Annotated in this window: 10 protein-coding genes; 5 read left to right on the top strand and 5 right to left on the bottom strand. The window is 62.9% G+C overall.

Translation table 11 applies throughout. The features are described from left to right. The first annotated feature begins 41 nt into the window (after positions 1-41). The 4 genes from GXH28_RS05115 (at position 42) to GXH28_RS05100 (ending at position 4904) form a co-directional block, all read left to right on the top strand. Positions 42-959: an EamA family transporter gene (locus tag GXH28_RS05115; RefSeq protein WP_169237945.1), complete on the top strand. Its 918-nt coding sequence runs from the start codon at positions 42-44 to the stop codon at positions 957-959. Between the two features lie 29 nt (positions 960-988). Beyond that, positions 989-2938, top strand: a complete 1950-nt coding sequence (locus GXH28_RS05110; protein ID WP_169237944.1) for a glycosyltransferase family 39 protein — start codon at positions 989-991, stop codon at positions 2936-2938. Between the two features lie 109 nt (positions 2939-3047). Further along, positions 3048-4229, top strand: a complete 1182-nt coding sequence (locus GXH28_RS05105; RefSeq protein WP_169237943.1) for a hypothetical protein — start codon at positions 3048-3050, stop codon at positions 4227-4229. Positions 4230-4232: 3 nt separating this feature from the next. Beyond that, positions 4233-4904: an SOS response-associated peptidase gene (locus GXH28_RS05100; protein ID WP_169237942.1), complete on the top strand. Its 672-nt coding sequence runs from the start codon at positions 4233-4235 to the stop codon at positions 4902-4904. 7 nt (positions 4905-4911) lie between these two features. Here the strand turns inward: GXH28_RS05100 and GXH28_RS05095 are convergent, their stop codons facing one another. From GXH28_RS05095 to coxB, 5 genes are all read right to left on the bottom strand, one after another. Then, a complete protein-coding gene (locus tag GXH28_RS05095) occupies positions 4912-5400 on the bottom strand; it encodes a hypothetical protein (RefSeq protein WP_169237941.1) in 489 nt (162 codons plus the stop codon). A gap of 6 nt (positions 5401-5406) precedes the next feature. Continuing rightward, complete coding sequence (locus tag GXH28_RS05090) at positions 5407-6021, bottom strand: cytochrome c oxidase subunit 3 (protein WP_169237940.1); 615 nt, start codon at positions 6019-6021, stop codon at positions 5407-5409. Between the two features lie 18 nt (positions 6022-6039). Continuing rightward, positions 6040-6321, bottom strand: a complete 282-nt coding sequence (locus GXH28_RS05085; RefSeq protein WP_169237939.1) for a hypothetical protein — start codon at positions 6319-6321, stop codon at positions 6040-6042. A gap of 305 nt (positions 6322-6626) precedes the next feature. Then, positions 6627-8246 carry a cytochrome c oxidase subunit I gene (gene ctaD, locus GXH28_RS05080; protein WP_169237938.1) on the bottom strand — a complete coding sequence of 540 codons (1620 nt, stop codon included), beginning with the start codon at positions 8244-8246 and terminating at the stop codon, positions 6627-6629. Positions 8247-8304: 58 nt separating this feature from the next. Continuing rightward, positions 8305-9303 (bottom strand): cytochrome c oxidase subunit II, encoded by a 999-nt coding sequence (gene coxB, locus GXH28_RS05075; RefSeq protein WP_169237937.1) that lies wholly within the window; start codon positions 9301-9303, stop codon positions 8305-8307. 303 nt (positions 9304-9606) lie between these two features. On the opposite strand from coxB, the gene rpoC reads away from it, so the two are divergent. Continuing rightward, complete coding sequence (gene rpoC, locus GXH28_RS05070) at positions 9607-13962, top strand: DNA-directed RNA polymerase subunit beta' (RefSeq protein ID WP_169237936.1); 4356 nt, start codon at positions 9607-9609, stop codon at positions 13960-13962. The last annotated feature ends 179 nt before the right edge of the window (positions 13963-14141 follow it).

Raw genomic sequence — 14141 nt, 5'->3', positions numbered from 1 at the left:
TATAAAACCCTCGCCGACGGCGTTTTGTGATAATTGCCAATGTGACAACTCCAACCACGACGCTGCTCGAACGACCGTCTCTCTCTCCGGCCCTCGGCATCATCATCGGTGTGATGGCGGTCTCCACAGCCTCTATCTTCATCCGATTTGCGCAGCAGGCCGGCGTCAATTCTTTGGCGATTGCCGCGCTACGACTGACGATCGCCGCGCTGGCGCTGCTGCCATTCGCCCTGATTCGTTGTAGCGACGAATTCCATGCCTTGTCCGGGCGCGATGCGCTCACTGCCGCCATCAGCGGCATCTTCTTAGGCGGGCACTTTGCGACCTGGATCTTGTCGCTGGAATTCACCAGCGTAGTCAGCTCTGTGGTGCTGGTGTCGCTCTCGCCGTTGTTCATCGCCGCCGCGTCGGCGCTGTTTCTGAAAGAGCCGCTGACAACGCGCATTATCGCCGGCATGGTCATCGCCATCGCCGGCGGTGTGCTGATCGGCCTCTCCGACGGCGGCGGGGCAGCGCCCGGCCAGAACCCAATGCTGGGCAACGCCCTGGCGCTCGTCGGCGCGTTGTGCATGGCGCCCTACCTGATCATCGCGCGCGCGTTGCGCAACAAATTCTCGCTGCTGGCCTACCTCACTCTGGTCTACAGCGCCGCAGCGGTCGTGTTGATGATCGGGGTGCTGCTCAGCGGAACGTCGCTCGCGGCCGATAGCCCACTCGCCTATCTCTGGATTGCGCTGACAGCGCTGGTGCCGCAACTGATCGGCCACGGGTCGTTCAACTGGTCGGTGCGCCGCCTGCCGGCGGTGTACGGCGCCATCCCCGTGATGGGCGAACCGGTCGGCTCCGCTATCCTGGCAATGCTCGTGCTGGGTGAAACCTTGCAGCTACTCACGCTGATGGGCGCAGCGCTGGCGTTGGCAGGCATCGCGCTGATGAGCCTGAAACGCAACGGCGCATAAAACACAGTCACGCTGCACCGGAGCACAACATGAAGTCCATCGGCCACAACTCAACGTGGGTCGCGTGGGCGACGCTGCTAGGCTTTGCGCTGCGCCTGCCGCTCAACGACGTGATCCCGCCCCGCTGGGACGAGGGCTGGTCTATCGCCCATGCATCGCTGCCGGTCGCCGAGCTGCTCTTCATCACCGCCGCCGATGTCCATCCCCCGCTGTACTACCTGATGCTGAGCGCATGGCAGCACGTGACCGGCCATGAACTGTTTGCAGCGCGATACCTCTCCGTGTTGCTGAGCACAACGGCCATCCCGCTGACGTATGTCGCTATGCGCGCCTGGTCGCGCTCACAGCGCACCGCCGTGCTGGGCGCGTTCTTCATGGCCTGGCTGCCGCTGGCCGTGTATTACGGCGCTGTGGTGCGCATGTATGCGCTCGCGCCATCGCTCGTGCTGTTGGCCGCGTATGGTGCATGCCGCAAATTAGAGAGCGGAGATTGGAGATTGGGACGCAATTCCAATCTCCAATCTCCAATCTCCAATCTCCAATCTCCGATCATCCTTGTAGTCGGCGCTGCCGGCGCGATGCTGACGCTCTACCACGCGGTCTGGGCATTGGCAGCTATCGCGATTTATGCGTTGGGTTGGGCTATCGTGCACCACAACCAGCGCGCCGCGCGCAACATCGCGTTATCCGTTGGCGCTGCAGCGCTCATCTTTGCGCCATGGGGTCGGTATGCCGTGCCGCAGTTGCTGAGCCGCGCCGCGGCTGAGGCCAAGACCAATATCGGACAACAATTCCCGGTGAGCTACTTCGCACGTCAGGGCATATTCGATCTCACGATGGCTCAGCAGGTCGGCGTGGCAGGCCCGCTCGCCATCGGGTTGATCATCGTTGCGGGCATCGTCGCGACCGTGGCGCGAAAGCGCCGGCCAAGCCGGTTAGCGCTGCCGCTGATGATCATCGCGTTCACACTGCTGGGCGTGGCGTTCGCCGCGCGGCAGTGGGCGTTCAACGCGCGGATGCTGATCTGCGCGACGCCGGCACTGGCCATGCTGCTGGGCTGGTCGTTCGACCAGCTCCTCACAGAAACCGCGCACACCGTGGAGAGCCAGGTGCGAGATAGGATGCGCCGCATCGCGCCCGCGCTGGCCGGTTTGGCGTTGCTCGTTGTTTACTGGCCAACCAGCACATCGTTCGTCTATGCGAAGACGCTCGAGGTGTTCGACCCCTACGACCCACACACCTACCGCGCGCACATCGCGCCGCTCGCGCGGTCCGATGATCTGGTCTTCTTCAACGTGCTCAGCCCAGCCGGGTTCTATGCGTTGGATCGGCAAGCCGGAGACCCGGGCTGGTCTTACGCGCTGACGTGGGACCCGGTGATCGAACCGCGCGAGCGCTGGGAAGCGCGCATCACCCAAGCAGCACAACAGCACGACCGGCTGTGGATCGTGCTGTATCGCGGACTGGCCGGCCAAAACGGCCACCTGCGCGGCTGGATGGACTCGAACTTTTATCCGGCGCACGCGCAATGGGGCGAAGAAGCCGTGTTCTATGGGCTGTACGGCGTAGCCCGCGATCCCCTGCTGCCCAGTGATGCCGCCGGCGCGCGTTGGGGTGACCTCATCCTAGAGGATGCGCGCCTGCCGCAGGCAGCGTCGCCCGGCGCCATTGTGCCGGTAGCGCTCACCTGGCGCGCCGAGGCGCCAGTCCTCAGAAACTACAAGGTTTTTGTGCATGCCATTCGGCCCGATGGCAGCTTGGCTGCCCAGCACGACGCGCAACCGCTCAACGACCTGCGTCCGATGACGACGTGGACGATCGGCGAGGCTGTGCGCGACAATCATGGGCTAGCATTGCCGGCGGACTACCGCGGGCCGCTGCGGATTGTCGCCGGCCTATACGACCCGGACACCGGCGAGCGCTTGCGCGCCGACAGCGGAACCGATGCCGTGACGCTTGCCACTATCATCGTGAGCTAACCCAAAATCATCTTTGCTGCGCCAACGCATCCCTTTCGTGTGCGACGGGATACCGCAAACAGGACAGAGCATCAAGAGAGCAGATCGAGAATATGGTAGGCTTGTCGCGGTGAGTCAGCGAACGCGCTTAATATGCGCCGGTTGGATTGCCGGCGTGTTTGCCCTCAGCGCTTGCGCACAGTCCTCATCCGAGCTACCCACCACAATGCCCGGCGACATGCCGGTGACTGTTTACGCCCCACCGCGCCCGGCTTCCGGCGTTCCGCCGACGGCTTCGCCCACTTCCGTACCGTCTGCACAAATCACACAGGCGACGCCTGCCGCAACGATGCCCACACCCACCGAGACACCCTACCCACTGCCGAAAATCTCGTTGTCCGGCGAAGGCATCAACGTGGTGGACTACCGCAATGACAACCTGCGCGCACTCGAGCCACTCGGCTTCGGATGGATCCAAGTCTTCAACCCGCCGGAGCATCCGATCCTGAACTACAAAGTGCTGTATCGCGTACCCCTTGGCGACGCCATTAGCGGCAACCCGGCAGCGGTCAATGCTTGGGCCGATCAACTAGAGAGTCTGGCCCGCGAACGGCGCGGCGTGATCCACGCCTACTCGATCGGCAACGAGGTCAATCTATCCCGCGAGTGGGGGGGGCGTCCGCCCGATCCATCCCTCTACGCCCGGCTGCTCGCCATCGCCTATGCGCGCATCAAGACCGCCGACCCGGACGCGCTGGTGATCTCGGCCGGCATTGCGCCCACCGGCGGCGACGGTGACGGCGCTATGGACGATCTGGCTTACGCCCGCGCTTTGTTCGAGGCCGGCATGGCCGGCTACATCGATGGCTACGGCTTTCACCCGTATGGCTTCGCGTACGAGCCGGAACACGACCCGGACGATCCGCAGGCGCGCGGCTTGCTCTTCCGCCGCGCCGAGGCGCACCGCCGACTGATGGAAGAATACGGCGCGGGCGACAAGCCGATGTGGGCAACCGAGTTCGGCTGGCTCATGGACCCGCGCGAGGAAGGGTTGAGCTGCACATGGCCAGAACTGGATTGGCAGCGGGTCTCGCGCAAACGTCAAGCGGAATACGTCGTGCGCGCCTTCGATTTCGCCCGGAAGAACTGGCCGTGGATGGGTCCGATGTTTCTATGGAACTACGATTTCAGCCGCTCGGCGCAGTATCCCGACCCCTGCGAGCAGATGAAGTTCTTCTCGCTGCTCGATGCGCAGGGCAACGAGCGACCGGTGATGCAAGCGTTGCGCGCGGCAACGCGCAAGGAGCGATGAGCCATGTGCGGTCGTTACACTTTGACCGTTGACCCAGAACAGCTCATGGCGCGGTTCCAGTTGACCCACGCAGATTTCGTCGCCAGGCCACGCTACAACATCGCGCCGACGCAGACCGTCGCCGTCGTATACGACTCGTCACCACGCACCCTATCGGCCGCGCGCTGGGGGCTGATCCCCTCGTGGGCAACAGATCCGAGCATCGGCGCGCGCATGATTAACGCACGCGCCGAGACGCTGGCGGAGAAGCCCGCCTTCCGCAGCTTGCTCACAAGGCGGCGCTGTCTGGTGTTGGCCGATAGCTTCTATGAGTGGCGCAAAAACCCAGACGGCTCGAAGACGCCGGTGCGCGTGATGCTCGCCTCCGAAGAACCGTTTGCGCTGGCCGGGCTGTGGGATACCTGGAAGACGCCGGCAGGCGAGTGGCTGAGCACGTGTACGATCGTGACCACGGCACCGAACGCCCTGGTCGCGCCGCTCCACGATCGCATGGCGGCTATTCTGTTGCCGGAAGACGAGGCTGCCTGGCTCAGCCATGATTGCGACGATACCGCTTTTCTCCAATCGTTGCTCCAACCCTTCCCGGCAGAGCGCATGAAGTGCTATCCGGTTTCATCTCGGGTGAACAGCGTTAAACACGACGACCCGGCGCTGATCCAACCGGCGGGAGCGTGACTGCCGATCACTGCGCCTCGACAAGCGCCAGCATACGGTATGGCTCGGCTACGCCGAAGTCAATATGCGCGCGTAGGCGCCACACACCCGGCCTGGGGAAGAACACGCCGGAGGCGACGTATGCGCCGTTGCCCTGCGGCACCATGGGGTAGTCGCGCCCCTCGACGTCCGTCGGCTCCGCAACGCTAAGCGTTGGGGTGATCGTCATGACGCGTCCCGCCGCGCGATCCAACGCCACCAACGTCACGGTGGCCGGCGCGCCGGCGCGCGGCGGATACGGATCGAGCTTGATGCCCAGTGCGGCCAGCTCAATCACCTGAGCGCCCACCCCATCCGCGTTCAACGGCACAACCATGTTGTCTAGGGGAACCGACAACTGGACCGCGCGCGCAACCCCGCGTTGCACTTGCATGCGAGTAAGCGCAATGCCCGCAACCAGCAGAAGCGAGGCCGCAATCAGCGCGACGATCACCCAGCGCAGGGCGATTCTGGCCACGTCATCTCACCCGATCAAGTAAAGCACGGCAAACACGACCAGCCACACGCCGGTGATGAAATACCAATACATCGCCGTCGCCTGCACCAGCAAACGACGGCTGCTGGAAAAGTGGCCCAGCAGCGCGCGCACCAGCACGACACCCATCAAGACCACGCCAGCAAACACGCGCACAACATGGAAGAAGAGCAGGAAGGTGAACATCGAGCCGTAGGCGCTGCCCTGGGCCAGCGCCGCCAGATCGGTAAACTCCGCCGCCTGCACCGCCACGAAGATCACGCCTAGTGCGCCGGCGAGTGCGATTCCCCTCACCAGCCCTTGGCGATCATCGCGGATGAGGGCGCGATGGGCGAAGAAAACAGCGACCGTGCTGAGCAGCGCAACTACGGTGTTCAAGATGGCCGGCGCGATCGGCGGCGGCGCGACGCCGGCCGGCGGCCACACGTCGCTTGTGTTGCGCGTAAAAAACCAGGCCAGAAACAGGCCGAGGAAGAACGTCGTTTCCGAGACGATAAAGATACCGACGCCCAGCAGCCCCACGTCCTTGCGCTGAGAGCGCGCTGGGCCGACAACGCGGCTTGCTGCGCGCGCATCGCGGTCACGCCAAGACACCTGCGTCATCGGACTTCACCTCGCGCATCACTCGTGATCCGAAGTCGCCGAGCTGGCGTTGACGATTTCATCGTATAGCCAGGTGCCCAGCCCGACGAGGATGCCGACGATGCCCAGGACGAGCATCACCGGGTGCAGCACAATGCCGAAGGCTGCCAACGTCATGCCCCCGCCTAGGATGATGGGAGACAGGCTGGGCGATGGCATGTGCGGCTCGTGCGCCTGGGCATGGTCGTGGCTGGCGGCGTCGGTGAAAGGTTCGCGCTCTCCCTTCGCGTCGCCGGTCGAGACAGCAACGGCAGAGGACATGTTCCGAGTCGTTTCTTGCGTGGTCATCTGGGTCGGGTGATATTGAGAGGCTCGTCACTTCACGCTGTAGGCGCTCACCCAGAGCAGGCCGAGGGTGATGCCAATCGCCAACAGCCCAAAGCCGATCAGGGTCATCGCGATCGCTTGTCGTTTTGCGCGCTTGGGAATCATCGTTGGGTTGCTAGTGGGTGGTTGTGAGTCGCCGAAGGCCTGTGGGGCAACGGGCGACGCGCATCATCCATCATCGTCGCGAACGCCGATGCACAGTGCGTTCATCTGCCCGGCGGATCATCTCAGACACGCACTCAGATATGCGGTGTGCGCATCCGCGCGTCGAACAGCGGGCGATCGCTCTCCACAGTCGGAATCTCGAGGAAGTTATATTCCGGCGGCGGGGATGCGACGCTCCATTCCAGCGTGTTACCCTCCCAGGGGTCATCGCCGGCGCGTTCCCCTTGGCGCAGCTTGAGGGCATTGATGATGAAAATCAGCACCGAGAACGCAATCAGAAAGGCACCGATCGTGGACACCAGGTTGCCCAGCTCCCAACCGCGGCCAGGGTCGTAGGTGGCGATGCGCCGCGGCATCCCCTGGAGGCCCAGGAAATGCATCGGGAAGAAGGTGACGTTGAAGCCGATCATCATGAGCCAGAAGTGCAGCTTGCCCAGCTTCTCGTCGAACATGCGGCCGGTGATCTTCGGCCCCCAGTAATACAGGGCGGCGAAGATGCCGAACACGCTGCCGCCGAACAAGACGTAGTGAAAGTGCGCGACGACGAAGTACGAGTTGTGCACGTACTGGTCGAGTGGGATTGAGGCTTGCATCACCCCGCTGATGCCGCCGATCACGAACGTCGCCAAGAAGCCGATGCACATCAGCAATGGCGTTTTGAGGTTCAGCGAGCCGCCCCACAAGGTCGCAAGCCAGTTAAACACCTTCACGCCGGTCGGCACGGCGATCACCATGGTGGTGAACATGAAGAAGCGCTCGATGGCCGGATCCACGCCGCTGACGAACATGTGATGCACCCACGTCGTGAAACCCAGCAAACCGATGAGGACGGTGCTAATCACGACTGCGCGCAGGCCAAAGAGCGGCTTGCGCGAGAACACGGGGATGATCTCAGAGATGATGCCCATGGCGGGCAAGATCATGATGTAGACCGCCGGATGCGAGTAGAACCAGAACATGTGCTGCCACAACTGCACGCGGTTGGCAGTGAAGAACTGCGTGTTGAAGTTTCGGTCAGCCACCAACATGATCAGCGCGGCGGTGAGCACCGGCGTGGCCAGCAACACCATGACCGCAGTAGTTGCCATCGCCCACACGAACATCGGGATGCGCCAGGCGGTCATGCCCGGTGCGCGCATGCTGTAAACGGTGACCAGGAAGTTCACCGCGCCCAGCGTCGAGCCGATGCCGAGCAGGATGATGCCGATGAGCCAGATGTCCATGCCGACGGTCGGCGAGAACGACTTGGTCGAATAGGGCACGTAGGCGGTCCACGCTGCGTCGGAACGCGCGCCGAACACAAAGCCGATCAACATCACCAGCCCGGCGCCCAGCGTGATCCAGAAGCTAAACGCGTTCAGGCGTGGAAAGGCGACGTCGCGCGCGCCGATCATCAACGGCACAAAGTAGTTGCCGAACCCACCTACCAGCATCGGGATGGTGAACAAGAAGATCATCACCGAGCCGTGCATGGTGAACAGTTGGTTGTACGTGTTCGGGTCCACAACTTGCATGTTGGGCGCAGCCAACTGCAGCCGGATGAGCAGGGCCATCAGGCCGGCAGCGATGAAGAACGAGAACGACATCACCATATACATGATGCCGATCTTCTTGTGATCAACGGTCGCCAGCCAGCCAAGCACGCCATTCTTGGCGTAGTCGCGAAGGGGAATCGGAATGCTGATGCTTGCCATAGGGTTTCACATTTCAAGAGCGGCCATTCGGGTTGAACCAGCCGCTCGACAACACAGCTTATTTCAGGGTCAGTAAGTAGGCCACGAGATCCTCGATCTCCTGCGCTTTCAAATTCAGGTTGGGCATGGCGGTGCCGGGTTTGATCGCCTGCGGGTCGCGCAGCCACTTTGCCAGATTCTCGGCGTTGTTCTCGAACCCGTCGAGCTGAGCAATGGTGGGATAGCTGGCGAAGCGCGTCAATTCGCGGGGAGCAACACGCCCCTGGGCTTTGGTGCCTTCAATGTAGTGACAGGCAATGCACGAACCGTTTAGGAAGATGTTCTTGCCGATCTCCGGATCGCCCGGGCGCGTCGCAGCCGAGTTGGCCGCGGCTTGCTTGGCATACCATTCGTCGTATTCGGCCTGCGGCAGCGCCTTCACCCTGGAGATCATTCGAGCATGGGCCACACCGCAATACACGTTGCACTGGCCGATGTAGTCCCCGGGCGGCACGTTGAACCACACATAGGACATCTCGCCGGGGTTGACGTAGATCATCGGCCCCAGCTCCGGCATCCACCACGCATGAATGACGTCGGCAGCCGTCATATCCAGGCGAATGTTCTTGTTCGCCGGGACGACCAACTGCTCGCTGGTCGTCACGCCGTCGCCGCCGGGATACTTGTATTGCCATACCCACTGGCGACCGATCACTTCGATCACCAAGTCCACCGGTTGCGCGCGCTCGACGCGTTGGCGCGCCGCCACATCGTTGATGGCATGCACGTGAGCGACCGGATTGGACAACGTGCCGCGCGCCGTCATGCGACCTAGGGTGTCCACCGAAAGCCCGAAGATCACGGCAACCAAAATGGCCGGGATAATCGTCCAGGCCAACTCGAGCGTGCGGTTGCCATGGACCTGCCGCGGCATTTCATCGGCGCTGCGCCGGCGGAATTTGATGACGGAGTAGATGAGCAGCCCTTCGACCAGCACAAAGACAATCGCAGCCAAGATTAGGATGACGTTGTACAGATCGCTGATGAGTTCTGCGTCACGCGTTACAGGAGGGACCATGAACACCTCATCCGATGAACGACTAAGGATTCTAGCATGAGCGCGTGCCTCGTCAGGTGATTTTCAACACTAATGCCAGAATGACGTTCGACCAGATTGGGCGCTCGGCTGGCATCGTCTCAGGCTTGTCCCCGCTCCTGCGCTACACCCCAACCCTTCAGCCCCCCTTGACGAATCCCGCAATCGTTATACAATTCCCCTGCCGATCGAAAAAATCAACCGTTTCTGTCACGAACTTGGGTGCTAGCGCGAGCGACGACATCGTTCGCGCCATTTTGTCTTATTCAGGGGCGTAGATCACATATGGAGTTGAAAGACTTTAAGGCACTGCGCATCAGCCTGGCTTCCCCCGAGCAAATCCTCTCCTGGTCATATGGCGAGGTCACCAAGCCGGAGACGATCAATTACCGGCGCTTGCGGCCCGAGAAAGACGGCCTCTTCGACGAGGCGATCTTCGGCCCGACCCGCGATTATCAGTGCTATTGCGGCAAATACAAGAACATCCGCTACAAGGGAATCAAATGTGAAAAGTGCGGCGTCGAGGTGACCAAGGCAAGCGTGCGACGTGAGCGCATGGGCCACATCAGCCTGGCCGCGCCGGTGGCGCACATCTGGTACACCCGCCGCGTGCCGAGCTTCCTGGGCACCTTGCTGGACATCAGCCGGCGCAACTTAGATCGCGTGCTGTATTTTGCCCAGTATGTCGTCACCTACGTGGACGAGGACGCGCGTCAGAAAGCGCTGAAGCGATTGCAAGAAGAGCATGAGAAGCGCATCGCCGAACTTGAGGCCAAGACCCGCGCCCAAGAAGACAGCGCCGGCGGCAAGCTGCTCAAGCAACTGGTCAAGCTACAGCAGATGCTGGACGAGACCCACCAGAAATACGACGACTTGCTGCAGGATGAGACCGAAGCCTTGATGAGAGCGGCGCAGCGCGTGCAGCGGGAGATCGAGGCGAAGACCAACAAGACGATCCGCGCGCCGATCATCTTCGAGCCGACCCACACCGTGATCGCGCAGGAAGGTGAGACGATCGGCCGCGTCCACCTCACCGCCCTCAACCGCGTCGTCAAGGAACAGCTCAACACCATCGAGCAACGCATCAACGCAGAGCGCGAGATCAGCACAAGCAAGATCAAAGGCGAGATCGAAATCCTGCAGGGCAAGGTGGACGACGATGCGCGCCGGCTCGGCGAACGCCTGGCCGAGGAGATCCAGCAACTCAACGCCCGCTACGCGGCCGACAAGGAAGACCTGGAGCATCTGGCCGTTTGCCAATTCATGCCGGAGAGCCGCGTGCGCGACCTGCGCGCCCGGTTCGGCAACGTCTTCAAGGCGGACATGGGCGCCGAGGCGTTCTACGAGATCCTGCGCCGCATCGACCTCGACCAACTGGCCAAGGAACTGTGGCGCGAGGTGCGCCATTCGCTCAGCAAGGTCAAGAAGAAGAAGGCGATCAAGCGCTTGCGCGTCGTCGAAGCGCTGCGCAAGAGCGGCAACCGACCGGAGTGGATCATCCTCACCGTGCTGCCGGTCATCCCGCCTGAGTTGCGCCCGATGGTGCAACTTGACGGCGGCCGCTTTGCCACATCCGACTTGAACGACCTGTATCGCCGCGTGATCAACCGCAACAACCGCCTGAAGCGTCTGCTGGAGCTGGGCGCGCCGGACGTGATCGTGCGCAACGAAAAACGCATGTTGCAGGAGGCGGTCGATTCGCTGATTGATAACAGCCAGCGCAGCAAGGTGCTCAGCCGGCGCGGCCGCCGCGAGCTGAAGTCGCTGAGCGATATGTTGAAGGGCAAAAAAGGCCGCTTCCGCCGCAACCTGTTGGGCAAACGCGTGGACTACTCCGGACGCTCGGTGATCGTCGTCGGCCCCACGCTCAAGTTGCACCAGTGCGGCCTGCCGAAGACGATGGCGTTGGAGCTGTTCAAGCCCTTCGTCGTGCAAAAGTTGGTGGAGCTGAACTACGCCAACAACGTCAAGGGCGCCAAGCGCATCATCGAACGCGAGCGGCCCGAGGTGTGGGAGGTGCTGGAGGACGTGATCAAGACGCGGCCGGTGTTGCTCAATCGCGCGCCGACGCTGCACCGCCTCGGCATCCAGGCGTTTGAGCCGATCCTCGTCGAGGGCAAGGCGATCCAGTTGCACCCGCTGGTCTGCCAGGCGTTCAACGCCGACTTCGACGGCGACCAGATGGCCGTGCATGTGCCCTTGAGCCGCAAGGCCGTAGAGGAAGCGCGCGTGCTCATGATCAGCACCAACAACCTGCTGAAGCCCAGCGACGGCGAGCCCATCGTCGGCCCCACCAAGGACATGGTGCTCGGCGTCTACTACCTCACCCTGTTCGACCCCAGGCCGCTCCGAGGCGACGGACGCGCGTTCTTCAGCCTCGATGAGGTCGAGATGGCATACGAACTGGGGCAGGTGGACATCCACGCCAAAATTAAGTTGGCCGTAGAGACGCACTTCGACGAAAATCACGTCCGCTACGCCGACGGGAAGCCGCGGCGCCACCTGATCGAAACCACGGTCGGCCGCGCGCTGTTCAACCGCATCGTCCCCGCCGAGATGCGCTTCGTCAACCGCGTGCTGGACAAAGGCGACGTTCAGCGCCTGGTGAACCAGACGTATCAGGTGCTCGGCAACGATCGCCAGCACGAGGTCGTGGCGTTCGTGGATGACATCAAAGATATCGGTTTCAAATACGCCACGCGCTCCGGCGTCAGCATCGCCGTCAGCGACATCATCGTGCCGAAGGAGAAATTCGACATCCTGGCCGACGCCGACGCCAAGGCGCAAGAGGTGGAGCGCCAATACCGTCGCGGGTTGCTGACCGAGGACGAGCGCGAAGCGCGCACCATCGCCATCTGGTCCGAGGCGAAGGACGCCATCGCCAACGCGGTGAAGCAGTCCTTGAACCCGGTGGACAACCTCAGCCTGATGGCCACCTCGGGCGCGACCAAGGGCGGCTTTATCCCGATCACCCAGCTCGCCGGCATGCGCGGCATGATGGCCGACCCGTCGGGGCGCATCATCGCCCTGCCGATCCGCTCCAACTTCCGCGAAGGGCTGGATACGCTCGAGTTCTTCATCAGCACCCACGGCCAGCGCAAAGGCCTGGCCGATACCGCCATGCGCACCGCCGACGCCGGTTACCTGACCCGCCGCCTGGTGGATGTCGCTCAGGATGTGATCATCAACGCGCACGACTGCGGCACACAGGCCGGCATCTGGATCCGCGCCACCGACGACGTGGGCGGCCAAAAGATGAAGGATCGCGTCGTCGGGCGCGTCGCGGCCTCGGACGTGGTGCATCCCAAGACGGGCGACGTCATCTGCCCGCGCAACCAGATGATCGACGAGTCGGTCATGGCCGCCATCGAAGCCGCCGGCATCCAGGAGGTGCACGTGCGCTCGCCGCTCACTTGCGAGCTGGAGCATGGCCTCTGCCAGTTGTGCTACGGCCGCGATCTCGGTCGCGGCAAGATGGTCGCCATCGGCGCCGCGGTCGGCATCATCGCCTCCCAGTCCATCGGCGAGCCCGGCACGCAGCTCACCCTGCGCACCTTCCACACCGGCGGCGTCGCCTCCGGCAGCGACATCACCCAAGGCTTGCCGCGCGTCGAAGAGCTGCTCGAAGCGCGCAAGAAGCCCAAGGCCGAAGCGCTCATCGCCGACATCGCCGGCCGCGTGCACATCGAACGCTTGGAGGGCGGGGTGCGCCGGGTCATCATCACCCATCAGCAACTCCAGCGCGACGTGTATCACGTGCCCGGCAACTGGTCCATCAAGGTCGAGGATGGAGACCAGATCAAGGACAACGCCGTCATCGCGACGCGCGGCGACCAGGAAATGCGCGCCGAACACGGCGGGCGCGTGGTGCGCGACGGCATGACCCTCACCGTCGTCTACGAGAAAAAAGACGAGGTCGAATACGACGTGCCGCCCGCCGCCCGTCTGCTCGTCACCGAAGGGCAAGAGATCAACCCCGGCGACCCGATCACCGAGGGCACCAAGAACCCGCACATGCTGCTCAAAGTGCTCGGCCGCGAGGCGTGCCAGATGTATCTGCTCAGCGAGGTGCAAAAGGTCTATCACTTGCAGGGGGTGAAGATCAACGACAAGCACTTCGAGATCATCATCCGCAAGATGACCAATCGGGTGCAGATCACCACCCCCGGCGACAGCGACTACCTGCCCGGCGACCTGATCAACCGCCTGGAATTGGCGCGGGTCAACGAGAAGCTGATCGCAGAAGGCAAACGCCCGGCCATCGGCGTGCCCATCCTGCTCGGCATCTCAAAGGCCGCGCTGGCGACGGAGTCGTTCCTCTCGGCGTCGTCGTTCCAGCACACCATCAAGGTGTTGGCCAGCGCCGCGATCGAGGGCAAACGCGACGACTTGATCGGCCTGAAGGAAAACGTCATCCTGGGCAAACTCATCCCGGCCGGCACCGGCTTCAACCCCAAACTCATCCAGAGCTACGAAGGGGTGACGCTGCTGGCCGCCGAAGCGCCGCCGAAACCATCGCTGACGCAGCGCGCCGAAATGGCATTGCTTGGGCTGGGCGACAACGAAACGTTGCCTGCCGAAAACCTGCCTTCGCTGGAGGACTTCCTCCCCGGCGACGCCAACGGCCAAGACGCAGCGTGAACGCCACACCATCGCGTAACGCCCCCTCACACAACACAGGGCAGCCGTAATGGGCTGCCCTGTGTCGCATACCGCGGCGGCCCAGGCCCAGGTCAGCCTCATCAGCGGCAACATGGCCGGCGCTTGACCCGCCTGCGCCGCAGGTCAAGCGGTTGCTGCTGCGCTTGCGCAGCTCTGCC

Source organism: Candidatus Roseilinea sp. NK_OTU-006 (assembly GCF_012931985.1).
In the GTDB taxonomy this organism is placed as follows: Bacteria; Chloroflexota; Anaerolineae; order J036; family Brachytrichaceae; genus JAAFGM01.
This window is presented reverse-complemented; position numbering and strand designations above follow the sequence as displayed.

What these genes read in the sequence shown, in the direction of transcription:
- GXH28_RS05110 (WP_169237944.1), top strand. Translation starts at nt 989, where the DNA reads ATGAAGTCCATCGGCCACAACTCAACGTGGGTCGCGTGGGCGACGCTG.
- GXH28_RS05100 (WP_169237942.1), top strand. Translation starts at nt 4,233, where the DNA reads ATGTGCGGTCGTTACACTTTGACCGTTGACCCAGAACAGCTCATGGCG.
- GXH28_RS05090 (WP_169237940.1), bottom strand. Translation starts at nt 6,021, where the DNA reads ATGACGCAGGTGTCTTGGCGTGACCGCGATGCGCGCGCAGCAAGCCGC.
- GXH28_RS05085 (WP_169237939.1), bottom strand. Translation starts at nt 6,321, where the DNA reads ATGTCCTCTGCCGTTGCTGTCTCGACCGGCGACGCGAAGGGAGAGCGC.
- ctaD (WP_169237938.1), bottom strand. Translation starts at nt 8,246, where the DNA reads ATGGCAAGCATCAGCATTCCGATTCCCCTTCGCGACTACGCCAAGAAT.
- coxB (WP_169237937.1), bottom strand. Translation starts at nt 9,303, where the DNA reads ATGGTCCCTCCTGTAACGCGTGACGCAGAACTCATCAGCGATCTGTAC.
- rpoC (WP_169237936.1), top strand. Translation starts at nt 9,607, where the DNA reads ATGGAGTTGAAAGACTTTAAGGCACTGCGCATCAGCCTGGCTTCCCCC.